18 protein-coding genes are annotated in these 26,971 nt (G+C 38.0%); 11 read left to right on the top strand and 7 right to left on the bottom strand.

Going from position 1 to position 26,971, the window contains the following annotated elements; all coding sequences use genetic code 11:
• Window positions 1–935: 935 nt before the first annotated feature.
• From H6G14_RS09730 to H6G14_RS09690, 9 genes are all read left to right on the top strand, one after another.
• Entirely contained in the window at window positions 936–3,146 is a 2,211-nt protein-coding gene (locus H6G14_RS09730) for a GumC family protein (RefSeq protein WP_190567208.1), read from the top strand.
• 151 nt (window positions 3,147–3,297) lie between these two features.
• A complete protein-coding gene (locus H6G14_RS09725) occupies window positions 3,298–4,560 on the top strand; it encodes a lipopolysaccharide biosynthesis protein (protein WP_190567206.1) in 1,263 nt (420 codons plus the stop codon).
• Window positions 4,561–4,654: 94 nt separating this feature from the next.
• Window positions 4,655–5,926 (top strand): O-antigen ligase family protein, encoded by a 1,272-nt coding sequence (locus tag H6G14_RS09720; protein WP_190567204.1) that lies wholly within the window; start codon window positions 4,655–4,657, stop codon window positions 5,924–5,926.
• A gap of 172 nt (window positions 5,927–6,098) precedes the next feature.
• Window positions 6,099–7,268 (top strand): glycosyltransferase, encoded by a 1,170-nt coding sequence (locus H6G14_RS09715; RefSeq protein WP_190567202.1) that lies wholly within the window; start codon window positions 6,099–6,101, stop codon window positions 7,266–7,268.
• Window positions 7,269–7,308: 40 nt separating this feature from the next.
• Window positions 7,309–7,962, top strand: a complete 654-nt coding sequence (locus H6G14_RS09710) for a class I SAM-dependent methyltransferase (protein WP_190567200.1) — start codon at window positions 7,309–7,311, stop codon at window positions 7,960–7,962.
• 12 nt (window positions 7,963–7,974) lie between these two features.
• Window positions 7,975–9,210, top strand: a complete 1,236-nt coding sequence (locus H6G14_RS09705; RefSeq protein ID WP_190567198.1) for a glycosyltransferase — start codon at window positions 7,975–7,977, stop codon at window positions 9,208–9,210.
• Between the two features lie 19 nt (window positions 9,211–9,229).
• Complete coding sequence (locus tag H6G14_RS09700) at window positions 9,230–10,153, top strand: class I SAM-dependent methyltransferase (RefSeq protein ID WP_190567196.1); 924 nt, start codon at window positions 9,230–9,232, stop codon at window positions 10,151–10,153.
• Window positions 10,154–10,156: 3 nt separating this feature from the next.
• The gene (locus H6G14_RS09695; protein WP_190567194.1) at window positions 10,157–11,230 is read left to right on the top strand and encodes a glycosyltransferase family 2 protein; all 1,074 of its coding nucleotides are present in this window, start codon (window positions 10,157–10,159) and stop codon (window positions 11,228–11,230) included.
• Window positions 11,231–11,259: 29 nt separating this feature from the next.
• Window positions 11,260–12,042: a class I SAM-dependent methyltransferase gene (locus tag H6G14_RS09690; protein WP_199326103.1), complete on the top strand. Its 783-nt coding sequence runs from the start codon at window positions 11,260–11,262 to the stop codon at window positions 12,040–12,042.
• 37 nt (window positions 12,043–12,079) lie between these two features.
• On the opposite strand, the gene H6G14_RS09685 is transcribed toward H6G14_RS09690, so the two are convergent.
• The 5 genes from H6G14_RS09685 to H6G14_RS09665 all read right to left on the bottom strand — a co-directional run bounded on the left by H6G14_RS09685 (window position 12,080) and on the right by H6G14_RS09665 (window position 18,199).
• On the bottom strand, window positions 12,080–12,661 hold the full coding sequence (locus H6G14_RS09685; protein WP_190567192.1) for a YdcF family protein: 582 nt from the start codon (window positions 12,659–12,661) through the stop codon (window positions 12,080–12,082).
• 98 nt (window positions 12,662–12,759) lie between these two features.
• Window positions 12,760–13,449: a hypothetical protein gene (locus H6G14_RS09680; protein WP_190567191.1), complete on the bottom strand. Its 690-nt coding sequence runs from the start codon at window positions 13,447–13,449 to the stop codon at window positions 12,760–12,762.
• A 365-nt stretch (window positions 13,450–13,814) separates the two neighbouring features.
• Entirely contained in the window at window positions 13,815–15,119 is a 1,305-nt protein-coding gene (locus tag H6G14_RS09675) for a hypothetical protein (protein WP_190567189.1), read from the bottom strand.
• A 319-nt stretch (window positions 15,120–15,438) separates the two neighbouring features.
• Window positions 15,439–17,283, bottom strand: a complete 1,845-nt coding sequence (locus H6G14_RS09670) for an ArnT family glycosyltransferase (protein ID WP_190567187.1) — start codon at window positions 17,281–17,283, stop codon at window positions 15,439–15,441.
• A gap of 304 nt (window positions 17,284–17,587) precedes the next feature.
• Complete coding sequence (locus H6G14_RS09665; protein ID WP_190567185.1) at window positions 17,588–18,199, bottom strand: hypothetical protein; 612 nt, start codon at window positions 18,197–18,199, stop codon at window positions 17,588–17,590.
• A 646-nt stretch (window positions 18,200–18,845) separates the two neighbouring features.
• Between H6G14_RS09665 and H6G14_RS09660 the strand changes: the two genes are divergently transcribed.
• Window positions 18,846–19,178, top strand: a complete 333-nt coding sequence (locus H6G14_RS09660; RefSeq protein WP_190567183.1) for a DUF565 domain-containing protein — start codon at window positions 18,846–18,848, stop codon at window positions 19,176–19,178.
• A 70-nt stretch (window positions 19,179–19,248) separates the two neighbouring features.
• Window positions 19,249–20,301 carry a glycerate kinase gene (locus H6G14_RS09655; RefSeq protein WP_190567227.1) on the top strand — a complete coding sequence of 351 codons (1,053 nt, stop codon included), beginning with the start codon at window positions 19,249–19,251 and terminating at the stop codon, window positions 20,299–20,301.
• A gap of 44 nt (window positions 20,302–20,345) precedes the next feature.
• Here the strand turns inward: H6G14_RS09655 and H6G14_RS09650 are convergent, their stop codons facing one another.
• Together H6G14_RS09650 and H6G14_RS09645 are read right to left on the bottom strand one after the other, a co-directional pair.
• Window positions 20,346–21,338, bottom strand: coding sequence for a response regulator (locus tag H6G14_RS09650; RefSeq protein ID WP_190567181.1), 993 nt, complete (start codon window positions 21,336–21,338; stop codon window positions 20,346–20,348).
• Window positions 21,335–26,797 (bottom strand): PAS domain S-box protein, encoded by a 5,463-nt coding sequence (locus H6G14_RS09645; protein ID WP_190567178.1) that lies wholly within the window; start codon window positions 26,795–26,797, stop codon window positions 21,335–21,337. Before H6G14_RS09645 ends, H6G14_RS09650 begins: the two co-directional genes overlap by 4 nt.
• Window positions 26,798–26,971 lie beyond the last annotated feature (174 nt).

Genomic DNA, 26,971 nt, shown 5'->3' with positions numbered 1-26,971 from the left:
AATATTTTTTGGCGAAAGTCTAGGGAATATGGTTTCATTTTTACCCTTGAGTATCTACACTATCTTTATTTTAAATAATGTACTTCATTAGACTGGTAAACGCTATATAAGAAAATAAATATAACTTAGTATTTAGCACGGTAAGCAAGCCGAACAACATAAAACCAATTCGCAATTAGTAATTCGCAGTAATATAGATAAGCTGTTACGCATTTAAATTGTATATTTCGCACTCAGGTTGTCAAAAGTCCAAAGTCCAAAGTCCAAGCTAGCCTTTGACTCTGGACTCTTGACTATGGACAGCCCTGACGCAAGAATATTTGATTTAGGTGCGTATCACCTTATTACGCTAGACAAAAGAACAGTGAAAATACGTAGGCTATTCTGGGGAAAAAGCTTGATAATCTTTTATTAAATCTTTATTGATTATTTAAATCAGGTTGCATCCAGTCAGTAGCAGTTACTAAGGAAATTAAATCAGCGAACAGTGATTACAGTTTCACCGCTTTAATCAATAGAAAAACCCGGCATAATCCTTGAAAAAAGCCCGTACACTCGAAGCTTAGTTTTAGAGTGTACAATGCCTACAAAACCCCTATTTTGTTTAGGCACTGACCTAAGTGGATTTCAAAAAATATAGTGATTCTCGTTTGTATGCAATACACTCTAACCCTCTCTCCATAAAGCGAATCTCTTCTCATAGAGTACCTTTCCCCTACAAGGAGAGAGACTTTGATTTTTACTCCCCTTCCCTACAAGAGAAGGGGCTGGGAGTTAGGTCTGTATTTGACTCAACTGCGAATCCCTTTATTTAGGAATTACATAACTGATAACTGTTGAATATTTCCTACATTCGACTGCATTACTGCTCTACATCAATATAAATGAAAGAAATAATTTTTAGTAGTTTCAATCTTTAAGGTACTATCTGAACTATGCCTTCCCACCAAGACGATCAAGACCTGATTAACTTCCAACAGTATTGGCTGATTGTAAAAAGACGTTGGTTACTGATAGCCGCGATTATAGGGTCGGTGTTTGGAGTTACAGGGTTGGTTACTTTTAGCCAAAAACCAATTTATGAAGCTGAGGGCAAACTCCTTTTCAATAAGCAAAGTGGCGTTTCTTCCCTGACAGGGGTAAGTGAGCAATTGGGACAACTCAGTGGGGTGACCAATCTTTCTAACCCTTTGGAAACTGAAGCAGAAATTATTCGCTCAAACCCCATAATTCAAAAGACTATTGCTGAGTCCCAGCTGAAGGATGAACAGGGACAACCTTTAGAAATAGATGATTTCCTCCGGAACTTAAAAATTAAAAGTGTCCGAGGAACGGATATCTTACAACTTTCTTACCGTAGTGCTAATCCTGAAGAAGCAACAGCGATTGTCAATAAGTTGATGAGCGCTTATTTAGAGAATAATGTTCGCAATAATCGTTCTGAAGCTACAGCCGCAAGGGAATTTTTAAGTAAGCAATTACCTTTAGTCGAAGCGAAAGTCACAGAAGCGGAAGCAGCACTACGTCGGTTCAAAGAAAAATATGAGGTTGTTTCCCTACAAGAAGAAGCTATACAAGGAGTCAAAAGGCTAAATGAATTATCCGGCCAGGTGACTCTACTGCGCGCACAGTTGGTTGATGCTAGAACTCGTTCTGGTGCTTTGCAAAATCAATTGGCATTGAACACAAAGCAAGCTATGGCACTGAGCAGCTTAAGCCAATCTAATGCAGTACAACAAGTGCTATCAGAATACCAGAAGGTTCAAGACCAGTTAGCTGTGGAGAGGTCACGATTTACTGAGGAACACCCGGTTATTGCTAATTTATTAAATAAGGAACAAGCTCTCAAAGAGCAGCTAGAAGGAAGAGTGAGCAAAACTTTAGGTAGTTCGCAGCCTATTCCAGAGCAAGATTTACAAATAGGGGAACTCAAACAGACTTTAACTGCTAATTTGGTGCAGGTGGAAGTTGAACGATTGGGATTAGAAAATCAAGTTGGTGTGTTGATGAAGGCATTTGTCCTTTATCAAGCCCGTCTGAGAGTCTTACCCAAACTGGAACAACAACAACTACAGTTACAACGACAGCTACAGATTGCCCAGACCACCTACGAACAAATGCTAAAACGATTGCAAGATGTTGAGGTGGTGGAAAATCAGAATGTGGGTAATGCCAGGATTGTTTCTGAAGCTTTACTTCCCAAAACACCAGTTTCTCCTCGTATTCTCTTGAATTTGGCATTAGGGGGATTTTTAGGCTTTTTCTTAGCTATTGGTGCAGCTTTGTTGCTAGAGGCTGGAGACAAGTCTGTGAGGACACTAGAAGAAGCTCAACAGTTGTTGGATTATCCTTTGTTGGGTACAATTCCAGTTTTTGATCAAAAAGTGAGACTGGCTCGTGGTGAGAGTATCACCGAATTACCCGTACTCAATAACCCTTACTCTTCAGTTAATGCAGCCTTTGAAATGCTGCAAATCAATTTGGGCTTCTCCTTTTCTGATAAGAAACTGAAGGTAATTGTAGTTAGCAGTTGTGTGATGAATGAGGGTAAGTCTTTTATCGCCGCTAATTTGGCGGTAGCAACTGCCCAAATGGGAAGGCGGGTACTATTGATTGATGCAGATATGCGTCGCCCTCGTCAACATGAAATGTGGCAACAGCCTAACTTGATGGGTTTAAGCAATGTTTTAGTGGGTCAGGCTACCCTAGCCGAAGCTGCTAAGGAAGTGGTAATTAATCTAGAATTACTGACTTCTGGCACTATACCGCCTAATCCTGCGGCTTTACTAGACTCACAGCGCATGAATGGGTTACTCCAACAAGCATCTGAAGATTATGATTACGTAATTATCGACACTCCACCTTTAAGTGTTTTAGCGGATGCTTCGATCATAGGAAAAATGGCAGATGGAATGTTGTTAGTTGCACGCCCTGGTGTGCTTAATTCTGCTGCGGCTAAGACGACAAAGACACTTATTGAGCATTCGCGTGTGCCGGTCTTGGGAATGGTGGTGAATTGTGTGGCTACTGATAGTAATGACTACAGTTACTACTACTCCCATAAAAATACTGGAGATAATAATTCTGGCAAGAAGGATAGGATTAAGTCTAACCTAAGTAAGATTACTGGGTTAAGACTGCTTTAACTGGTTAATATTTTAGAGAACCCAGTGTTATCTCTGAGGTGTTAAAGATTTAAGTTGTGTAATGTTATGGCGGAAGAAAAAAGCAATTTAATCACCCATGATTTTATCTGCATTTTCTAACTAGCTATAGAAAAATAGATGCTGATAATAAATGTACAAACTTAAATTGCATCCAAAAATACGAACTTTACTTAATGTACTAAGCGCCAATATTTTTAATAATTTTTCTTCGTTTGCCATTACTATTTTAGCTGCACGTTTATTTGGCCCTGCTGAATTTGCTAAGTTTGCTCTTGCAGTTGCTGTAACTACAAATTTATCTTCTGTACTCGATTTCGGTACTAGTGTTGCCCTAGTTCGTTTATACAATGTGGCATCAGATGATGAAGAAAAAATTAGTTTACTTATAGTAATAAACAAGTGGAAATTTGGGCTATTATTACTCACAATATGTTTTAGTTATCCAGGTAGTAAGCTGCTCGCTAAAACTTTACCTATGCTGCAAAGTACAGGATTACTTATTAACCTAGCTATTATTTCTGGAGGACTGCTGAGTATTTGGACGACGACAAGAGCTATAGAACAAGCCCAGAAAAAGTTTCAAGCTTTTCAAAAGTACACTTTAGTTTACGGACTACTGCGGCTGATAACAGCACTTATTTTTTTGATGCTTAACAAAATTTCAAATACGACAATTATTGTATCTCTATATTTTCTACCGCTTTCTCTATTAATAAGTTATAGACAAATTTCAGAAATGGTATCTTATGGATACAAAAATGTGTTTTTTACAACCAATGAAATAAAACTTTTAAAATCTATTTTTTATTATGGAGTTTGGGTAGGGATAGCCGGGATATTATTCAGTTTTATGTATCAAATTCCCCAATTTATTTTAGCACGAAAAACAGATCCTACTGAAGTAGGTATTTATAGTGCAAGCTTGACATTTCTCCCTGTTTTTTTACTAATTAATGATGCAATTAGAACAATAATTTTACCGGATGTTTCTGCAATTAAAGATGCTAAAAGCCGCCAATTATTTCGCAAGCGTATGTGGCAAATATCTCCTATATTTTTCGGAGTAATGATAACAGTTTTGATTATTATGTCTTGTGTTCAATATTTTTTGTTAGGTCAAGTATATAAAGCAAGCATACCAGTTTTTTTAGTGATGGGAGTTAGCACTCTTCTAGCTATGTATCTCGGTTATTCAAATACATTAATACACTCTATTGGGATACCTCATGTAGGAGCAGTTGTTAATATGATCAGTGCTGTAACACTTACCTTATTAAGCATCATACTACAACAATCAGCTTTTTTCATGAGCTTTATCCTTGGAAGCGTTTTAATATTTGGAGAAGTATCAACCTATCTTGTTGTGAAAAATATTGACAAGGATATGCAATAAAAATAATTATCATCAATGTCTATATATTTATAATTGTATTTTTTAATGAATATTTACAGGCTTAAAAATAATAATTTGAAGGACTTTGGCATTAATGAAAGAAGAAATAATGGTTTTCATTTTATTGTCTCCAATAATTATATATCTTTTATTTGTTATTCTATTTAAGAATTTTGCTATTGGATTTACCATAATAATGTTTATGCTACCTTTTGAGAACCTTTTAGGAACAGGAGAATCTGGCAGTATTTCTCGTTACCTAATTATTCTTACTGGAGTTGGATGTTTTCTTCAAAAGAGTCTTGTACTTAATAAACTAAGTATATTTAAAGATCCAATATTTAACTTAATTTTGACTTTGATATTTTGGTCATTTGCTAGTATTTTGTGGAGTGTTAGCCCTGAAACAAGCTTAATCACAACTATTACATTAATTGGTAATTTTATTTTATTTTCTATTGTATTTCTTAGTAATAGAAAATGGCTTTCTATTTACTGGATATCATTGTTGATAGGTTGTACAGCTTCTGTCATTCTAGGTAATTTTTTAGCTAGACCTGAAGGTTTAGAAAATAATTTAGACAGATTTACTACTGGTGGACAAGATCCAAATGATCTTGCAGGTTTACTACTAATAGCTTTTTCAGTGGGAGTTTATGTATTTTACTCACAGCTTAAATCTAAACGTAGTAGACTTTTGATGTTTTTTAATTTAGCTACTATTTTGATTGGAGTTTTGTTAACACTATCCAGAACAGGTCTAATTGCTATGGTTGTGCCATTAAGCTTTTTGGCTTTAAGAAAATTTAAAAAAAAATATTTTTATTTAATAATTTTATTGTTCACGAGTATCTTATATATTTTGGGCATGGATACAATTAATGAGTTTTTAAATTTATTTATTTCGCCGTTATTTAGTAGATTTAATCAATTAGATGAATCTCAATTCGCATTAGCTAGGTGGGATATCTGGCTTGCAGCTATAGAAGTTATTAAGCATAATTTTTTCTTAGGTGTTGGTGCAGGAGCTTTACCATATGTAATAGATGATTATTCAAGTGTTCGTCTACCTAGAAGTACATATAATCCAGAAATTGGTTTGGTAGCTCATAATATTATTCTTTCAGTTTGGAGTGAGATGGGGTTAATAGGAATAACAATTTTTGTAACGATTTTATTTTTTGGATTTCAATATACTTTAAATCTATCTAAAAAAGACCCTTGGGGCTTAGGGATGTTAGTGTCAATATTAGTAGTATTTGTTATGGGAACAACTCTGTCATGGGAAAACAAAAAAATACTATATATATTATTCGGTTCTATTTGTCTTTTGTATGAATCTAAAAAAAATTATTTAGACGATTGATCAAGAAAGATTTGGATGATAACAAATTTTTAATTTTTGGGCAGCAATATTATAAGAAAGTTCAAAACTAGCTCCTCTTAATTGATTGAACTAGAAGAATTATACAAAAGACAGTTTTCAATCTAAAGCTTTTATTTTATCCATGTATTATCATTAGTAAATTATAAAAAATATGAACGAAATAAAACAAAACAAAAATAATGACAGCAATGATAATGTGGCTAAAAAAGAATTACAAGAAAAAATAGCTATATTTTTGCCTAATTTAGATGGAGGTGGAGTTCAAAAAGTTGTCATTAATCTTTTAAAAGGTTTGGTAAAACGAGGTATTGTACCGGATCTTATTTTGACCCAATTAAAAGGCCCATTGTTAGCTCAGGTTCCTGAAGATGTTAAGATTATTTGTTTAAATTCTAAAATGGTTATTCCTTCAACTATTCCACTTGCATTTTATCTTAAACGCGAGAAACCTAAAATCTTAATTTCTCATCTGAGTAATGCAAATGTGGCAGCTGTAATGGCACAATTTTTCTCACATATATCTACCAGAGTGGTATTAGTGGAACACACTACGCTATCTGCTAATAAACACAATTTTCCTAATAGAGCTAAACTTGTACCCACTTTAATGCGTTTATCTTACCCTTTAGCAAATAGTTTAATAGCAGTTTCTAAAGGGACATCTCGTGATTTAGAAAGAGAATTAGGACTTCAACAAGGTTTAGTAAAGACTATTTATAACCCAGTAATTGATGATGACCTAATTTTAAAAATGAATGAGCCACTAAAGCATCAGTGGTTTCTACCTAATCAACCACCTGTTTTTCTATCTGTAGGTAGGCTTACTAAGGCAAAAGACCATAGAACTTTAATTACTGCTTTTGCTAATTTACGTTCGCAAATTTCTGCCCGTCTCTTAATTTTGGGCGAAGGGGAATTACGGAGTGAGTTAGAAGCTCTAATCAAAAAATTAGGCGTAGAATCTGATGTCTTGATGCCTGGTTTTGTCTCTAATCCCTATGCTTACATGAGCCGAGCAAGCGCCTTTGTTTTATCTTCACAGTACGAAGCATTACCAACAGTTTTAATTGAAGCAATGGCTTGTGGCTGTCCTGTGGTTTCAACTGACTGTCCTCACGGACCAGCAGAAATTTTAGAGAATGGTAAGTATGGATTGCTAACTCTTGTAAAAGACCCTATTCTTCTAGCTGATGCTATGCAAAAAACATTAGATAATCCCACTGAGCAAAATTTACTTTTTCAGAGAGCAAAGGATTTTAACACAGATTATATTGTGTCTCAGTATTTAGAAACTATAGGATTTAAGAACTATGCTATATAGAGTGTATTCTAATTTAAAAATACAATTACGAGGTTAATTTATGCTTAAACAAGAAGCAGAATGGCTAGCTCAAAATATTTACTCATTAAACACTAATGAAGTATTTCCACTTCTAAATATAGGCAGTTCTACTAAAAAGTTTAGAGAAGAAACCCAGCCTTGGATAAATAATTACATATTTAAACCAGCTAGAGAAGAGGGATATCCTGTAATTCACTTAGATATTAAGACAAATGAAGGTGTTGATATTGCTGGAGACCTCTGTAACCCTGATATTTTGCAAGAAATTGCCAAATTAAATATTAAGTCTGTGATGTGTTCAAATTTACTAGAACACTTATCTAATCGAGAGGAAATTTGTGAAATTATTTACTCAATCTTACCTATTGGTGGCTATCTATTCCTAACTGTCCCTTGTGATTATCCCTACCATCCTGATCCTATTGATACTATGTTTCGTCCTGATATAGATGAGCTTAAGAGAGAATTTCCAGCTTTAAAAATGATAGATGGAAAAATTGTTTGCAGTAGATACAATGGAACTTCTCTACCATTTGTAATCTTTGCAATAGCTTTTATGCTACGTTTAATGCTACCAATGTACAAATCACACACATGGCGAGATAGCATTGCAAAATTGCCCTATTTATTTAAACAAGTATCAGCTACTTGTATTGTTTTACAAAAAGTGTAGATTTTAACAATCGTGAGAACCCTTAAAAATCTTCTCTATATTTCTCCTCAGTTTCCAGCATTAAGCTTAGTGTTTGAGCAGAATGAGATGCTGGGAATACAAGCAAATGAAGTTAATATAACCGTTCTTTCTTGCAGAAAATTTTCTGCTTCTGAAATTCATCAGGTTGCTCAATGTTTACTAGATAAAGTCCTTTATCCTAATTATAAAAATGCACTTTTAGGGCTAATATTATGCTTAAATAAATCACCGATTTCTCTTTATAAAGTTTTATTTTATACTTTAGTTGCATCAGCCAACCCATTCGCTATTAAAAAGAAATTAGCAGCGTTAGTATTCACTCTTGGATGGTATGCAATTTTAGCAGATAAAACACCAGCTTATGATTGGATTCATGCCGATTTTGGTCAAGGAACTGCTACAGTGGCTTTGATGCTAAGTGAGCTACTAAAATGCCCTTTTTCATTCAAAGTACATGCTTTTGATATTTACGATAAAAGTATACAAAATTTTGACTTACTCAAATTTATTAAAATAAAACACGCTACTAAAATTTTTTCAGCGCATGAGTATGGTAAACAGGAAATATTAAAGATTTTGTCTATAAATGAAGAAAAAGTTATAACTAATTATACTTCTATCCGGACTAATGATTTTCATATACTTTCTCCTGCTTTAGAAAGTAAAAGATTTGTAGCTTTAGGTCGCTTAGTTACAAAAAAAGGCTTTTCAACCCTGATTAAAGCATCTAATATTCTACATAAAAAAGGTGAATATTTTACTGTTGATATCTATGGATCTGGTCCCGAAGAAGCAAATCTTATGCAATTAATAGAAATAAATGGACTTCAAGATATTGTTTGGTTGAAGGGTAAATATAAAAATGAAAACTTACCAAACATATTAACTGATTGTCTAGCTTTAGTAATGCCTAGTATCATGGACAAAAATGGAGATATGGATGGTATACCAACAGTTATATATGAAGCGATGTCTCTAGGAAGAACAGTGATCGCTTCAAAAATATCTGGTATACCAGAAGTAGTAAAAGATAAGGTAAATGGTTACTTGATTGAGCCAGGTAATTTTGAGGAATTAGCGGAAAAAATGAAATATCTCTTATCTTATCCAGAGATAAGTTTTCGGTTAGGTAAGGAAGGCCGTAGGTTAGTAGAAGAAAATCATGAATATAAGACTAATGCAAAATCGCTTATAGAATTAATTAATAAATTTTTACAAGCAAATTAACAAAATTGAGTTGAGTATTATGAATTGGAAATACAAAGCTGGACTACAATATATCTTCTCGATAATTCCTTTTGGAGAGAATATAAACTATTTATTTCAAAAGAATATAACTAAAAATTTGCCGCTTAAAGAATCAAAAATAAAAGAAAAATTATTGATTGCAGAGCAACATATTGAAAATTTTCATAAATATACTTCAGACTCTCTTGAGCAAGCTACTTTTTATGAATTTGGAGCTGGATGGGATTTAGTACAACCTTTACTCTTTTATAGCTTAGGAGTTAATCATCAAGCTTTGATAGATATACGTAAATTAATTCGTATTGAGTTAATTAATAAGGCTATAGAAGAAATTCAGCACATAAGTAGCTATTTAAAACTTCAACGTATACCAAAAAAGTATTTTAAAAATCAGCTTGAATGTATTGATGAGTTAATGCAATTCTATGGAATACAATATCGAGCGCCATTCGATGCTAGGAAAACTAATTTGGAACAAGAAACTATTGATTACATTGTTTCAACTAATACTTTAGAACATATTCCACCAGATGATATTATTGCTATTTTAAAAGAATGCTATCGCCTTTTAAAGAATGATGGAATTATGAGTTTTAAAATTGATTATCAGGATCATTATTCATATTTTGATAGTAGTATTTCTGTGTATAATTTTCTTCAATTTAATAATAAAATTTGGAATTTACTATTTAATCCTTCATTACATTATCAAAATCGACTACGACACCAGGACTATTTAAATATATTTTCAGATGTTGGGTTTGAAGTTTTAGAAGATAAAATTATAGAAGGAACAAAATCAGATTTAGATAAAATAAACAAATTATCAATTAGTCAAGATTTTTCCAAATATAGTATATCCGCAATGTTAATTCGTGGCACAACAATTGTGTTAAAAAAGAAAACAGATAAACAACTATGAATTATGTTAAATAAATACAGTATAAATAGTTATCCATTCGTAAGCTTAGTAATTCCTACTTATAATGAAGCTGCTAATATAGAAAAACTAATTAGAGGATTTATTTCAACTCTTTATCCCAATTTAGTTGAGATATTGGTTGCTGATGGTGACAGTACAGATGGTACTCAGGATATTGTAAAAAAACTTTCTTTAGAGGATTCTAGAGTTAAAGTAATACACAATCCGTTAAAAATCCAATCTGCTGGGCTAAATCTAAGTTTGCAAAAATGTACAGGTGATATTTTCCTGAGAGCTGATGCTCACTCTGATTACGCACCAGACTATATAGAACGATGTGTAGAAGCATTATTAGAGTCTAAAGCCATTAACGTCGGTGGCGCACAACGATTTGTGGCTAAAACTCCTTTTCAGGCAGGGGTAGCACTGGCCTCTAAAAGTTTCCTAGGCAGTGGTGGAGCTAAATATAGAGATCCTAACTATGACGGTTATGCTGACACAGTTTACTTAGGATGTTTTTGGACAAAAGAATTACGTGATACTTCTGGGTTTGATATTTCGCAAATTACTAACCAGGATGCTGAATTAAATCAGAAATTGCTCACTAAAAACCCTCAAGCTATCTATATTAGTTCAGATATTCGAGTATGGTACTATCCCAGAGAAACCTGGCAATCCATCTGTATTCAATACTTTAAATACGGCAGAGGACGTTACTTAACCAGTATTAAACACAAAAATCAGTTGCAATTGAGAGGAAAGCTACCATTTTTATTTATATCAGCTACACTGTTGTTATCGCTGATTGATTTCATCGTTCCTCAGTTATCTCTACATACAGAAGCATTAATTTTGAGTGGCTTATTTTTTCCATTTGGGGAAAGCTTACGCACCACTCTAAAATTCCGTAAAAACTTTGCTACAGAACTTTGGCGTGGTGAAGAAGACAAACTTCCTTCTTGTTTAAGTCTGTGGTTTTTTTGTGGAGTTACTTTGTTAACGATGCCAATTTCTCACTTTTCTGGCTACGGATATCAGCTAGTGAGGCATAAGATTTTCAAAGTAAATGCTTGGTGATACGTTTCAATTGTAAATGGAAATACAAAATGTTAGAACATCAAATGGAAACAGATATATCCAGAATTGAACGTGAGAAAAAATTCCATGATCAAAGATTTGCTGATGATTCTAAACGAAGCAAAAAAGTTGGGAAATTTTATAGAGTAGCTCAGTCTATTAAAAAAGAGTATGTGAAATTATTAATGAAAAATTGTGAAGGTTTAACAATTATTGAATATGGGTGTGGAACTGGCAGTTATGCCTTTGTTTTAGCTAAGAGTCAGTCTAAGAAAGTCATAGGTATTGACATATCTCCAGTAGCCATTGAAGTCGCTAAAGTCCAGGCATTAAATGAACAAATAGGAGAAAATATTTCATTTGAAGTCATGAATGCAGAGGAATTAACATTTAACTCTTCCTCAATAGACTTAATCTGTGGCTCTGGAATTCTACATCATCTCGACCTGGAAAAAGCAATTAAATCAATAGCAAATGTTCTCCAGCCAGAGGGGAAGGCTATTTTTATTGAACCGCTTGGGCATAATATACTTATTAACTTATTTCGTAGTTTAACACCATCAATTCGCTCTGAAGATGAACACCCTCTTCTAGAAAGTGATTTAAAATTAATAAAACAATATTTTAAAAATATAGAAATAAAGTATTTTTATTTGACTTCACTGTTGGCTGTTCTAATTGTGGATTTTCCTGGTTTTAGAGTGATATTAAGTATCCTAGAATTTTTAGATCAATTGTTATTCAAGTTGCCATTTTTACGTAATCAGGCATGGCAGGTATTAATTCAAATATCTGAACCTGTCAAAGAGTAATCTGATTAAGGTAGTTTCTCAACAAATTAGTAGGTAGTTAAAAATCACGATGGGACTTAAGTCTAGAATTAAAACTAGCCCCAGTCCGTCCAGTCACAAGCCATAAAAACGATCGCCCTCCATCTCTTAATAATCTTACCAATGATTCTGGTGGCTGATTCCTAGAGGCTACCGCCACAGGTGTAACCACAGTTCCCTGACTACCCAAAACTATGGTTGCGATCGCCTGCGCCCTTCTCATGTGATAATCTGACGTAATCAAATATATATGCTGTAACCTCTGGTCAGCAAAATTTCCTGCCAAAGTTGTGAAATTTGTCACAGTATCGGTTGCTCTACCATCCAAATGCAACTTTGCATCAGGAACACCAAATTTTAAAAATATCCGGCGATTAGCATCTAAATTCCAAGCAAAGTCAGAAACCCAAATATCTAAATTCTGGTGAGATTGCCAAAATTGCGCTGCAAACCCCATCCTCTCAGCCGCACCACCTAACACAAAAATAGCCTGTGGTACGGGGGCTTGATGAAAAGCGATCGCAATCCTCACAGGAATGATGCTAGTAAATATAAAGGCGATCGCTAAAATCAACTTTACTAATTTCAGTTTACGTCTCATCTCATACTATTTGGATTTTGAAAACAATAATCCTCTGGCTTTAGCCAAAGGATTGTCAATTGCACCTCTAATAACTTTAGTATCATCGCGTTGAACTTTTAACTTTGACTCAAAGCAGCCCGTAATTGCTTGAGTAGATTACCAATTGCCCGAAAATTTGCATCTTTTGCCAGTTGTTGAAGAACCTCTGGACTACTTTCCATCACAATCTTGTTGTAAGCATTAATAGCAGCATTCAAATTATTAATATTTAGAGTTGGGGAGGCTTCTTTTTGGGCTATTACTGAATTGGTGATTAAGCTTTTAGTGCCTACGGTAAAACCCGACGCAGAGGCCGATTTATTCCCAGCTAGACCCAATAAAGCACTTACCAGCGCCTGTGCTGAAGAACCGGTAACTCCTAAACTCACTAAAGAAGACTGTAGCTGATTAGCTGCTGCGGCCGCATTTGCCCCTCCTTGCAAGATAGCTACAATATTTGCTGCTACACTATTTGCTGCTGGGGTTTGGCTTAATACATTAGCGATCGCTGCATTTAAACTACTTTGAGTTTCTGCTGATGTGCTAAGACCGCCATCACTACCAATTTCTATATTCACACCAGGGGCAAGTTCCGGAGAAGATTGAGAATCTGCTGGATTAAAACTATCACCTGATGATGAGGAAGAGTCTTCACTTCCGCCTGTGATGCCACCGCCACCAGCATATACTCTCACAGGCGCACCCGCTAAATAAGCGGAGATAATCAAAGTTAGAACCAGACTTAGAGAAAATTTTTGTTTGTTCATTGCCTTTAATTTTGATGAAATTCCCAGATATATAGCTGTTGACTACTGATTATTAACTGTTGAAAGGCTTTGATGGTTAGAGGATGTTTGAAAAGTTCCTATTGGTGTAGCCAAATATTTCAGATCCCCCTAAATCCCCCTTCAAAAGGGGGACTTTGATTCTTGTTCCCCCTTTTTTAAGGGGGGTTAGGGGGGATCAAAACGTTGTGGGGCTAGGTTATCAGACTTGTGTGTACATCGTAACTTTTTAAGGGGGGGGATCAACAAGTGTCTAAAATCACAGTAAACCACTTTTCAAACACGCTCTTAGGGTTTTATCTTAGCTTGATGTCCTAATCTATCTGACTACGGCTATAACTCAGCAGTTAAAACCGAAAACTGTATCCAGCACTCAGCGAAAAACCCAGACCACTATTAAAGTTACTAGTAACATCTGTGAAAACAGCATTGATAACTATAGGTATCTTCTTGAAAGGGGCAAAAGACGCACCCATATTGAGACGATTTCCAGTCCAGCTACTAACTAAAGATACTTGAGGTATAACTCTCAAACCTAAACTAGCGAAAAGATTTGCCGGATTCTCATTGGCATCTATTGCACCTTTAGAACGGAAAGCACCACTACCAAGACCGACGGAAATCGTCAAAGGTAATTGATTGTTTGAGTTTTTGGGTTGTAATGGAAATGCCCTAGTAACTACACCATAGATGGTATCTTTAGAACTACTTACATCCCCCCATTTAATAGCATTTGACCACCCCACAGCTACTGCTGTACCATCACCCAAGTACCGATGTAGTTTGAATCCCACACCACCGCTATCACCAAAATCAAAAGTGTCGCCACCACCCACACTAGTAATATTGACGTTAACTTCCAACCCTACAGATTTAGCAGAATCCCCTAACCCAAAACCAACAGATAAAGAACCATCTACCCTATCTTTGTTATCTTCTAGAGGAAAAAATAAACCACCACCAATATAGGCCTGACCGAAACTTGCACCATAGGCAGAAGGAGTACCAGCAGTTGAACCAGGAGAAGCTTTTGAAGCTTCCCTGGGTTTGATAATTGGTTCAATTAGAAGTTCTTGGCGTAACTTATTAGTGTCGCCAAAGGTATCGCCCACTGTTTCTGATGAGTCTATTTGAGCAATGATTGGGGATTGTAAATTTTGAGATATATTAGCCTGTTTTTCTGTTAGTAATTCAGGATTACTAACTGGAGAAATAAATAAATTGTGCTGAGAGTTATCCTCTGTTACTAAATCATTTTGAACTATAGGGGAAAATGTAGTTTCAGGAAAAGAATTGCTAAAGGTTTCTGGTGCAACATTAGCAGTAAAACCATCATTAATTTTGATAGTTTCAGACTGAGCCATCTGACGACTTTTTTGATGTGCTAGTAACCGTTGCTTCAGGTTAAGATTGGTTTGAGAATTAACTTTAGATGCTGTAAAAAAATCTTGAGGTTTTTGATAGTTACTCAATTCGGGCTGTTGGTCTTCAGTGGCAATGTTATCTGCCGCAACTGCCGATTTGTGAGAAATAGCTGTAAATATCAGCAGCAGAGTGATTAATCTTGTCCCTACGTTCCAGAAAGTATAGTTAGTACCCAGAAATGGAGAGGTAAAATCACCAGTATTTATATTGGTTTGTATTTTATTCATCTAAATTTTCCTGCGGCCAAAAAATTTACGCAAAGATGCCAGCAATTTATACGTAAAATCTATTAATTGAAAATAGTAATTTTACGGAAATATAGTTGATTTATATAGAGCCAAAATTTTGGCGATCGCCTGTAGTGGAACGCAGCAATTGTCGCTCTAAGGTAGTGACCTGATCTAACTCAAATTTTGCCCAAAAAGCTATTATTTCATACATCCTTTGGGCAACATACTTAGGGTTATAACACAAAAAACAAAATTCATATAAAAATCCCCGACTTTTAGGAAAAGCCGGGGGAAGGAAACTCTAAATGATTACCAATCAGGAGATTTTAACTTTTTCAGCTTTCATCTTCCTGAAATTAATTCGAGTTAATTGGTAAGCACCTTGAATCTTTAAATTTTCGTAATTATCTGGAGGCAAGTCCATTTTAAAGAAGTTTTTTTTGTTAGTCATAAGTAACAGGGAAGATGGTTTAACCGCTTGATTAGCTAAATTACGGATATATTCCACACCCTCTTCTGTCGTCCGGACAAAATTTATCTGTTTGTGACTATAAAAAACTACACTCGGCTTTTTGAAACCCACCATGATTATTTCTTCTTTTGGTTGTTGTACTTGAGCTACAACAGCAGATAAGTCTCTTAATGGTAGTTGACGCTCTTGATCCATCAAAAACAAAGCTGGCATAATGACAACTAGCAAAAAGGCCACAAATCCCAGCATATTAACGCCGATAATAGAATGCCAATAGCGACGCAATATTAAAACAGCAACAAAAATTGCCCCCACAAGCCAAAGCCAGCCGCCGATCGCCGGTAACCCAGAATCTTGTAAATTTTGGCGGAAGTTGGGAGCTGCATCATCATTACCCAACAGATGGTACACGTGAAATGAGGCTACCGCTACTATAGTTAAAAAGATGACATTCACCCAGCCACTGGCTAGTAAAACAGAAGATGGATAAGTAATCTCTATCTTGTTTGTCTGTTCATTACTGGGGAAGAAATCGCTCCATAACAATGCTACTAAAATAGCGGCCGCCGGCATTAAAGGTAAGACGTAGCTTGGTAGTTTGGTAACAGCGATTGTAAAGAAACTAAAGACGCTCAGAAACCAAATACAGGCAAATAAACCCAATTGCTGGGAACGTTCTTGATTTTGCCAGTGCGATCGCCGCCACAACTTCAGTCTGAAAATTGCTAAAGGTAAGTAGACCGAATATGGGGCGAAAAATAGTGTGACTATCACAAAGTAAAAATACCAAGGAGCCGAGTGACCATTAACTACTTCCGTAAAACGCTCCACATTGTGATATCCAAAAAAAGAGTTGATGTAACTCTCACCATTACGCCAAATCACCAAGGCATACCAGGGAACAGATAAAGCTAAGATAATCACAGCCCCTAAAATGACGCGCATTTCCCGCAGTACTGTCCGCAACTGCCCCACATATAGCAAAAATGCCAAGACAGCGATCCCCGGTAAAACAATACCCACCGGGCCTTTAGTCAAAATTGCCCCAGCAGTCAGCACATAACAAGCCAAGTACCACTTGTTAGGGAATAGCGATCGGGTATTGGGATTTTCTTTGCTCCCGTATCCCAGAAAAAAGCATAACAAAGCTGAGGCGATACACCCAGTCAAGAGCATATCTGAGACACCAGTTCTTCCCCAGACAATCATTTGGGCATTAAGTGCCATCACACCTGCGGCTACACCGGCTGTTAAGTAGCGGCGAGTTGGCCGTGTCACTTGTTCTAACTCATCTTTTTTCGCTAGAGACCAATGAACAGTGTAAAAAGCTAGGGAAACTGCTCCCATTGCTGCTAAAGCTGAGGGAAGACGCACCGCCCATTCATTCACACCAAACACCGCATAGGCGATCGCTTGACACCAATAAACTAAAGCAGGTTTGTCAAAACGAGTTTGACCATTGAAAAACGGCGTGATCCAATCACCCGTAACTAACATTTGCCGTGAAGCTTCAGCAAATAATGGCTCTGTTTCGTCAACCAAGCCAACACTGCCTAAGTTCCATCCATAGCCTATCCAACCAATTAGAATCAACCACAGAATTGAGGCAGTCACAGCAAGGGCTGGACGCTTTACTAAATTATTGAAGCACCGCTCGACAGCGCCAAGAACGCTCAATTTTAACCTCATCAGTCAATAGTCATTAGTCAATGGTCAATAGTTAATAGTCGATGGCTTTTTGGCTGTAAACTATTAATTTTTTATTTCTTGCATTGATCATAAGTCGTTCAGTGGCTATGTTTTGTTCTTGAATATTCCTACTTTTTTATTGCGTTGCACGAGCGAGCTATTCTGCTTTTAAGTTGCAAATCCATTGTGAGGGCTGTTGACTGTTAACAGCCAACAGTCAACACGAAACCCCCAATGATTGTAATTGCGTTGGCGTTAGCCTTGCCACAGGCTATTACCAACGGGAAAAAGCGAATTGGTTCGACTATTGACTAAGAACTAAAACCCATTCTTGGCTTTGGGGATTCCAAGTGGGTTGAGGCGTTTCTCCGACAACATAAGGGCCCCAGTAGCGACGGGAACCATCTTGGGCAAAGGCTACTAAAATGTCACCTTTTTCTAGTTTCATGCCTCCGTTTGGTAGAGAGAGTATTAGCCCTCTTTCACTACCTTCTTGGGGATCAAAATCCCAATGAGCCGGAACACCACTTTCTTTGGTAATCGAGCTTTTATTACTTGACTGGCGAGCTAATAAAGCCAATCGCACAGGTTGATCCGTTTGATTACTCATGCGTAATTTACCCAGATGCTTGGTGTCACTGGGTAATGATTGACGTGCAGCCAAGATGGAATTTGTTGGCTCACTCTTTTGTGTGATTAAATTCGTTGGTGAATCTGTTTTATTTACTACCTCAGTAGAATTACTTGGCAAATGCGAATTGCTTTTTATCTCTTCTATATCAGTAGATATACTTGAAGAAGTATCTGGATTTGTAGCTTCAATTGATACGGTCATTCCCCAGCAACCTACCAGTAACCCCAGTAGACCCAAGGCGCAAGCTGTCACCACAGCTTTACGATACACTGAAGATTTCATATTGATATTGATTTTAGAAATAATTATTTTTGTAGGCTTGACCAAATAGTAGCCTATTCTCCCTAGAGATAATCAAAGAAAATTGCTGACTTTCTGGGTGTGGGCTTCTGTAGAATTTGGCTCAAGAATGTAGCATAAGTATCAATTTTTCCTAAAACCGGAAGCATGAATAATTACCTCATGTTTCTCCGAATAAAGGCTTTGAATGCTTTATTATGCTAGGAATAACGTATAATTTTGGCCAAAATAAAAGTATTATATAATACATTAATTATATATTTACACTGATAAAGAAAATGATGATTTTTGGGAATTAAGTAGTCTGAGGCACAAGCTATTCTCCTCCAAAACTGGATCTTGTGCAACCGAAAATGTTTACATTTCGTAACATTTGCTCAGTGAGTTAATCAGCTGCTCTTGCTTTAACTTGTACATCTTTTCGTTTTGGCTGTTAACTGTTGACAGTTGACAGTTAACCGTCAGCAGTCAACAACCCATACAAATTACTATGTCATTTAAAAGCGTCATAGCTCGTATTGTCCCTTCAACCAGCTTTTAATACTCAATTACTTGTTAGCATCCTGGTAATTTATACTAATTTGATGGAGCCTTCCTAACTGCCCATCATTTTCCAAAAACTTCACCGATGCAAAACACTCGTCTTAACAACTTGTTCGACACCATTGCTAGGCAGTTGGGGCAATGGTTTTTAAATCCTTGGCGGCGGTTATCGCTACTATTGATTAGCTTTCTGTTCGGATTTTTTCTGGGTACAGCAATTTCTACCACAGCAGGTCAACAGGCTGAACTAGATATTGCGATCGCGGCGTTTTTAGTAACCTTAACAGAGGTTACTAGCAGAATATTTTACAGTCAAGGCTTTTTCGCTAGGCGATCGCTCTTAGTCGAATCACTCAATCTTCTCAAGGTCGGCTTTACCTATAGCCTGTTTATTGAAGCTTTTAAGCTGGGATCATAGTTAGGAATGGGGAATTGAGCGACGTGATGCAAGTTAGGTAGTTCCGATGAAGCAAGTTTCACAGTCAAACATGAAAGATATCTTTCCTCTACACCCCCACACCCTTACACCCCTACACCCTTTTTCAAGTCAGAAGGAAGCGGAAGCAGCAGCTTTAGCAGATGAATCAAGGGCTAAAGCTTTTGGGATCACGCCGACAAATGTAGAGGAAATGATCCGAGAGCGATCGCGTCTTTTACCAGGGATAATGCCAGCTTTTCATCAATTCTGTCAAAATAATCTGAAAATACTACCAGAAAAAATGTTCCCGGTTTTGTGGGACTTATGGCTACCACTGGGGATGAAAATAGCCGCACAACATCAACAGTTAAAACGCCCTTTTATTCAAGGAATTTTAGGTAGTCAAGGAACGGGTAAAACTACCACTTCCCTAGTGATTCAGCTCATTCTCCAGCAGTTGGGATATCGTACCTTGAGTTTGTCGTTAGATGACTTATATAAAACTTATAGCGATCGCCTAGCTTTACGACAACAAGACCCCCGTTTAATTTGGCGTGGCCCCCCAGGAACCCATGATATCGATTTAGGTTTGAATGTACTAGAACAAATCCGTCAAGGAAAAAGCCCTGTAGTGGTTCCTCGCTTTGATAAATCTGCTCACGCTGGTGCAGGCGATCGCACTGATCCAGATGTTATTACAGGAGTTGATATTTTAATTTTTGAGGGATGGTTTGTTGGTGTCCGCCCAATTGATCCCAGCCTCTTTAACTTTCCCCCACCGCCGATTCTCACTGATGAAGATCAGGCTTTTGCCCGTGATATGAATCGTCAGTTAAATAATTATTTACCACTATGGGAGAAATTAGACAGTTTAATTTTGTTATATCCCACTGATTACCGTTGCTCTTTGGAATGGCGCAAACAAGCCGAACAAAAAATGATTGCTGCTGGTAAAACAGGAATGTCAGATGCACAAATAGAAGAATTCGTCAATTATTTCTGGCGATCGCTACACCCTGAATTATTTATTCAACCCTTATCTCAATGTGCTGCTCTAGTCGATTTAGTAGTTGAGATTCACCCTGATCATACATTTGGTCGAGTTTATCAACCGAATCGGTAATTGGTTATGGAGGAAAATATCTGCCTTAACCTCTAACTTTTGATTCAAGCCAGTCGATGATGAGCGTTTAAAAAATAAACGGGAGAAGATGATTGTTTAATATATTGTTGACAGCGATCGCGTCCGGTCATTTTGGCTTGATATAATGCGCGATCGGCCGCATCGATAATCTCTTGAAAATCAGAGTTGGGTACAGGAATTTCTGTGGCTACCCCAGCACTTATGGTGACGCAAGTATTAGCTTGAGAAGTTAGGTGGGTAATTTGCAATTCTCTGACGGCAGAGCAGACGGCATTAGCTAAGTGAATAGCTCCCTCAGGATATGTTCTGGGTAGGATAACGGCAAATTCTTCACCACCATAACGAGCGACGACATCAGCAGGCCGATTAACACAGCTTTCGATCGCTTTTGCCACCAATTGTAAACAGCGATCGCCTGCCCGATGACCGTAAGTATCGTTGTAAGCTTTAAAAAAATCGACATCACAAAGAATCAGAGATAAAGGTAGTTGATCCCGCGCCATGCGTTGCCACTCTTGAGCGCAATATTCCTCAAATCTGCGGCGGTTGGCTACTTGAGTTAACTCATCAATCTTCACCAACCTTTGCAATTCTCTGTTAGCCGCTTCTAGCTTTTGTTGGAGATGGGATTGCTGAATTAAACGTTTGACCCGTTGACGCAAAACTGGCCAGTGAATCGGTTTGGTAACATAATCAATTGCCCCCACCTCAAATGCCCGATCAACTGATTCTTGATCCTCTAGTCCAGTAATCATTAAGACTGGTGTGTATTTACCATCTTCTAGTAGCTGTAAACGAGTGCAACACTCAAAGCCATCCAGGTCAGGCATAATCGCGTCCAGTAGGACGATATCAGGTTGCAGTTCTTGAAAAATAGTCAAAGCCTTTCTACCATCTTCAGCCTCTGCTGTGCGGTAACCTTCGCATTGTAGAGAGAGCCGCAACTGCGCTCGGATGAACGGTTCATCATCAACAATGAGAATGAGGGATGGACTTTCTGGAACTGTATTTTTCATGATGTCTCCTTGTTCACTTCTCTGTACAAAGCCGTTTGGACTAGTTCATACTCTTGACGTAATTGTGAGCCAAGTTCTATGCAACCCTCTAGATTGTTATTGCGCCCCTTAGTTTCTAGTAATTTACAAAGTTGTGCTAAAAAAACCGCACCAACTGAGCCACTACTAGATTTAAATTTGTGCGCTGTCTTCCATATTCCCTGAGCATCACTCGTATTAATAGCTACATCTAAATTTTGAATTAATTTAGGGGATTCAGTCAGGTAACAGTTGATTAATTCAGCAAATGCTACTTTATCTCCTCCTAACATATCCCGTAATGCTTGTAAAATTTTTGTATCTATTGTGGCAAATTTTAAATCACTAATGTCTGTAAAACTCTGATTTTGGCTACTGGTTTTTTCCGGTGCTTTTTCCGTAGCAATAGTTGAGGGGTGACATTTGCCCAGTGCCTTGGCTAACTCCTCAAGTTGTAAAGGCTTACTAATATAGTGATCCATTCCCGCCGCCAAGCAAGCTTCGCGATCGCCCCGCATGGCATTAGCTGTCATGGCGATAATATAAGGACGAGAACTAGAACTCCAAGTTTGACAAATGATTTGGCTGGCTTTCAATCCGTCCATTTCTGGCATATTCACATCCATCAGCACTACATCATAAGACTGACGTTGTAAAGCTTCCAGCACTTCTAGTCCATTAGCCACTACATCTGCCCGATAACCCAATTTTTTCAGGATCAGCAGAGCCACTTTCTGATTCACCACTATATCTTCTGCTAGCAAAATGCGTAGAGGTATCTGCTGTGCTAGGCATGAATTGAATTGAGCAGGAGGATCAGGCACAACACTAGCACGGATAGGTTGATTGCCCAAAGTAGCAGCTAGGACATCATAAAGTTGAGATTGTTTAATTGGTTTATTTAAACAGGCTGCAAATTCGATATCACTCAAGTCAGTATCTGGTTGACCCCAAGAAGTTAAAATCACCAAGGGTAAGTGTTGATAACTGGGACGCTGACGAATTTGTCTTGCCAGTGTCAGACCGTCCATTTCCGGCATCTGCACATCCAAAATAGCAATATCAAACGCCGTTCCCTGGTCTATCAGCGCTAAAGCTTCAGCACCAGATGGGGCTGTGTAAGTTTCCATCTGCCAAGGTTCGGCTTGTAATCTCAAAATCTGGCGATTTGTGGGATTATCATCGACAATTAGTAACCGTTTACCGCTTAGTTGGACTGGGGAAGTGATGGAAGTCTCTAAATCTGCATGAGCCACCACAGGCACAGTCATAGAAAAATAAAAGGTGGAACCTGTAGCCACAGAAGCGGATGAGATTGAGTTTTTACTTTGCCATCCAGGGGGAGGGTTTCCACCAACGCACCCTCGACTTTCTACCCAAAGGTAGCCGCCCATCATTTCACCCAATCTTTTGCTGATCACGAGTCCTAGTCCTGTACCTCCATATTTTCTTGTCATTGAAGCATCAGCCTGGACAAATGGTTGAAATAACAAATCCATTGTTTCCGGGGCAATACCGATACCTGTATCTTTGATGGTAAAGATAATTTCGCAACAGTTATTGGTTTTTTGGTTGGGTGATGGCTGGCTACGCACAGAGACTACAACTTCTCCTTCTGGGGTAAATTTGATCGCATTGTTGAGGAGATTCGTCAAAATCTGCCGCAGGCGAGTTAAATCTCCAGCGATTTGCATGGGTACCTGGGGATGAATCAGGTAAGCGAGTTCAATATCTTTTTGGGCAGCTTTAGCGGCTAAGAGGTCGATAACTTGTTCTACACAAGTCCTCACCTCAAAAGGTTGTTCTTCCAGTTCTAACTTACCGGATTCAATTTTGGAGAAATCCAGGATGTCATTAATAATACTCAACAAAGCATCGCCACTTGTGAGAACTGTTTCCACAAAGTCGCGTTGTTGGGAAGTCAATCCTGTATCTAAGAGTAATCCTGTCATCCCGATCACAGCATTCATGGGAGTGCGGATTTCGTGGCTCATCATGGCCAAAAATTCACTTTTTGCCCGATTGGCGGCTTCTGCTGCCCTTTTTGCTTGTTCTAAGGCAAAATTCTTGATAGTGAGTTCTTCCCGTTGGCGGGTTTCCTGCTCTAATAACTGAGCTTGAGCTAAAGCTATGCCCAATTGAGCAGCCACTGCTTCTAGTAATTCAATTTCTTCGGTAGTCCATTGGCGAAAATACCCACATTGATGTAAACAAATAGCTCCGTTTGGTTCTCCTTGATAGGAAGTACGGACGGCTAGCATAGACTTGACCCCAATTTCACAGCAGCTAGGCACTGCTGTTTGCAGTAAAGGATCGGTGTAGACATTGGCAGAGGCGATCGCCTTATCCTGGGACATCATTTGTAAAATGTGATGATTCCCAGTAGTGGTAAATTCCCATTGCTGCATTGAGCAGTAATCGAGAACGTTGTTATATTCAGCGACTAAGGGAATATGTGGGTCATGATCGCTAATATAAGAATGTATGAGGCAGCGATCGACAGCTAAAGCCTGGCCAATTTGGGTGGCAGCTGTTTCAAAAATTTCTTTACTATCAAGACTCTGGCGAATTTTTTGGGTAATTTTTTCTAGTAATAGGGTTCTGTGTAATTGTCTTTGTAATGCTTCTTGCGCTTCTATGCGTTCAGTAATGTCTTTGATAGAGCCAACCATCCGCACCGGATTACCATGCTCATCCCATTGAGCAGTTGCATGAACTAATACCCACTTATAGCTGTCATCGTTGCAACGCAAACGATACTCCACCACATAATTAGGAATTTTCCGACTAAGACAATCTTGCTTAACTGCCATCACCCGCTCATAATCATCAGGATGAATGCGGCTAATGCAATCTGTATGATCAGCTATGGGTTGATAGTTTTGTTCTTTGATTAATTCTGCCCACCGTGCAGAACGAAAAGTTTCATTGGTAATAATGTTCCAATCCCAAATAGCGTCTTGATTACCTTCAATGACTAATTGCCAACGTTCTTCACTTTTTCTCAGGGCTGCTTCGGCTTGTTTGCGTTCAGTAATATCAATAGCAATACCGCCAATTAAACACTTATCAGGTTTACTAGATATGGGAAATTTATATACCAAAAAATCTCGTACTGTGCCATCACTACAGGGTGCAGACTCTACAGTTTCTATCACTTGATGGGTACGCGCAACTATGTGGATAGTTTCTCGGAAAGTTTGAGTTAATTCGGATGGATAAATGTCAAAAATGTTTTTACCAATCAGTTCTTGTGTTGGCACTTGAAAAGTACGCCGATAAGTTTCGCTTAGATAAACAATTGTGCCATCTATATCCGTAATCCAAGCAGGTGTGGGGCTATGATTCATGAATGCTTGAAAACGTTCTTCGCTACGCCTGAGTAATAACTCAGCGTGCTTGCGTTCAGTAATGTCACGATTGACGCTAATTGTGGCGACAGTTTGTCCCTGGTCATCTTGTAGGGCAACTATGGTTGTTTCACAAATTCCTTGACTACCATCCTGGCGCACAAAGTTAATTTCTCCTGACCAGCGTCCTTGATTGGTGATTTCTGCAATAATGGCGCTGTTCAGGGCTGCATCTTCTTCTACCTTGTGCAGAATACTAATACTTTGTCCACAAATATCATCTTTGCTATAACCAAACATCCTCTCTGCGGCAGGATTCCAGTCCAGAATTTGCCCTTGTAAGTTGGTGATAATCACACCATCGTAAATATTTTCAAAGGTGAGGGCTTGCCGTCGTAAAGAAGCTTCTGCTTGTTGGCGATCGCTAATATCAGTTTGAATCCCAATAAAGTGACTTAACTGGCCACTGTCGTTATAAATGGGCGAGACACTCAACTGATTCCAAAACAAACTGCCATCTTTGCGATAGTTACGCAGAATCACCTTACAATTTTTGCCTGCTTTGAGTGCTGACCTCAACTCTTCGATTGCTGATTGTTGAGTGTCGTTACCTTGTAGAAAACGACAGTTGCGTCCGACGACTTCTGTAGCTTTGTAACCTGTGATCTGCTCAAAGGCAGAGTTGACATATATTACTGGATAACTGGGAAGTTTAGCATCGCTAATAATAATGCCATCACTGCTGGCGGCTAATGCTCTCTCCCTTAATCTCAAAGTTTCTTCAACTCGCTTGAGGTCAGTAATATCAAACATGAACCCCCGCAGCATTACGGGAGTTCCATCAACTTGTACTACATTCACAATGTCTTTGAGCCAGACAACTCTGCCATCAGCTGCTAGCATTCGGTATTCCAACTCGTGGTTCTGCCCTTTGTTGGTCGCTTCCTGGCAAAATCTCACTGCCCAGTCTCGGTCATGGGGATGTAAATGATTTTCCCAAAAGTTTTTGGTGTACCATTGAGCAACGGGGTATGCCAGTAAAGTTTCTACTTGCGGCCCAACATAGGTGAAACCCTGAGTTTTTAAGTCAAGTTCCCAAGGTATAACTCTGACTGTTTCTAATAACTCTCGCAAACGGTTTTCACTGGCACGCAAGGCAATTTCTACCTGTGTTTGTTTTTCAATTCTGTTAGCTAGTTCTTGGTTGATTCTGTTAATCTCATGGTTACTGAGTTTGGTGGCTTGAGCAAAATAAATTAGTAGAGTGACTGCCCCAGCATTGAAAATTCCGGCTACTAATACAACTGTTGGTAGAGGTGAATATAAATCTTTTAATAGCTCTGGAGTTGGGTAAATCTGCAATTGCCAAGTCATCCCATAAAAGTCGATGTTTACTGACTGTTGCCATAATGGCAGGGTTGACGACCGTTTATCTTGGTCATAAATCAACTCTTGACCATCAAATACTTTGATCTTGTAACCTGGCGCTATGTGTAAAACCGACTCAAAAAAATGTTGAACTTGAAAAACTCCTAAGACTGTACCACCAAATTTATCTCCCATCCATAGAGGTACACAAGCGAAAAACACCCGATCGCCTTGGTTGAGATTAACTGTACGAGTTATCGTAGTTTCATGGCGTGGCTGTGTCGTTGCTCCCGTCCATTGTGGGAATTTTGGCATTATCTCTAAATTCTCGGCTGCTTTGTTTTTTGCTACAGAAACAGACCGCAGCACTTGCCATGATGGGTCAACCAGCTTGATGGCTTGATAACCTCCGTAATCTTCAAGATATGCTCTGGCTTCTAGTTCCCATTGCGCCTGGGGAATGCTGCCGTGCATTTCCCAGTGTTTACCTATGCGTTTTAATGCCAGAATGCGAGTCTTAAGTTGTGTTACTAATTCAGTTTGGGTGGCGATCGCTTGCTGTTTAATTAACTGTTGAATTTTGATTTCTTCTTCGGCTTGTAGTCTCAGCCACAGCATCACCACAACAAATAAAATCACAATACCAAGCAAAAACGGCAGCAAATTTTTTTTGCTTAACAAGTTCGCTGAATTACATCGGTGATGTTTGTGCTGCCTATTCACTTATTTCACCTCCAGCACATTTGATATAGGTCACACTACTTAACACTAGTCTTCATTTGTATGTCAATAAAAATACTAATAACAACAGGACATTCACCTAAATTATTTCTAGGAAAAATGAGGTAGGAAATCCTCACCTGAGTTAATTGGTTTTTATTGCAGAATCTTTATGGT

Origin of the sequence: Nostoc parmelioides FACHB-3921, assembly GCF_014696625.1 — a bacterium.
GTDB lineage: Bacteria > Cyanobacteriota > Cyanobacteriia > Cyanobacteriales > Nostocaceae > Trichormus > Trichormus parmelioides.
Note: the sequence above shows the minus strand (reverse complement) of the source record. Positions and strands in the feature narration are given on the sequence as shown.

Coding starts and splice junctions, on each gene's coding strand:
- H6G14_RS09685 (WP_190567192.1), bottom strand. CDS start 12,661: ATGAGACGTAAACTGAAATTAGTAAAGTTGATTTTAGCGATCGCCTTT.
- H6G14_RS09675 (WP_190567189.1), bottom strand. CDS start 15,119: ATGAATAAAATACAAACCAATATAAATACTGGTGATTTTACCTCTCCA.
- H6G14_RS09710 (WP_190567200.1), top strand. CDS start 7,309: ATGCTTAAACAAGAAGCAGAATGGCTAGCTCAAAATATTTACTCATTA.
- H6G14_RS09720 (WP_190567204.1), top strand. CDS start 4,655: ATGAAAGAAGAAATAATGGTTTTCATTTTATTGTCTCCAATAATTATA.
- H6G14_RS09665 (WP_190567185.1), bottom strand. CDS start 18,199: ATGAAATCTTCAGTGTATCGTAAAGCTGTGGTGACAGCTTGCGCCTTG.
- H6G14_RS09725 (WP_190567206.1), top strand. CDS start 3,298: ATGTACAAACTTAAATTGCATCCAAAAATACGAACTTTACTTAATGTA.
- H6G14_RS09690 (WP_199326103.1), top strand. CDS start 11,260: ATGTTAGAACATCAAATGGAAACAGATATATCCAGAATTGAACGTGAG.
- H6G14_RS09695 (WP_190567194.1), top strand. CDS start 10,157: ATGTTAAATAAATACAGTATAAATAGTTATCCATTCGTAAGCTTAGTA.
- H6G14_RS09715 (WP_190567202.1), top strand. CDS start 6,099: ATGAACGAAATAAAACAAAACAAAAATAATGACAGCAATGATAATGTG.
- H6G14_RS09650 (WP_190567181.1), bottom strand. CDS start 21,338: ATGAAAAATACAGTTCCAGAAAGTCCATCCCTCATTCTCATTGTTGAT.
- H6G14_RS09700 (WP_190567196.1), top strand. CDS start 9,230: ATGAATTGGAAATACAAAGCTGGACTACAATATATCTTCTCGATAATT.
- H6G14_RS09730 (WP_190567208.1), top strand. CDS start 936: ATGCCTTCCCACCAAGACGATCAAGACCTGATTAACTTCCAACAGTAT.
- H6G14_RS09660 (WP_190567183.1), top strand. CDS start 18,846: ATGCAAAACACTCGTCTTAACAACTTGTTCGACACCATTGCTAGGCAG.
- H6G14_RS09670 (WP_190567187.1), bottom strand. CDS start 17,283: ATGAGGTTAAAATTGAGCGTTCTTGGCGCTGTCGAGCGGTGCTTCAAT.
- H6G14_RS09655 (WP_190567227.1), top strand. CDS start 19,249: ATGAAAGATATCTTTCCTCTACACCCCCACACCCTTACACCCCTACAC.
- H6G14_RS09680 (WP_190567191.1), bottom strand. CDS start 13,449: ATGAACAAACAAAAATTTTCTCTAAGTCTGGTTCTAACTTTGATTATC.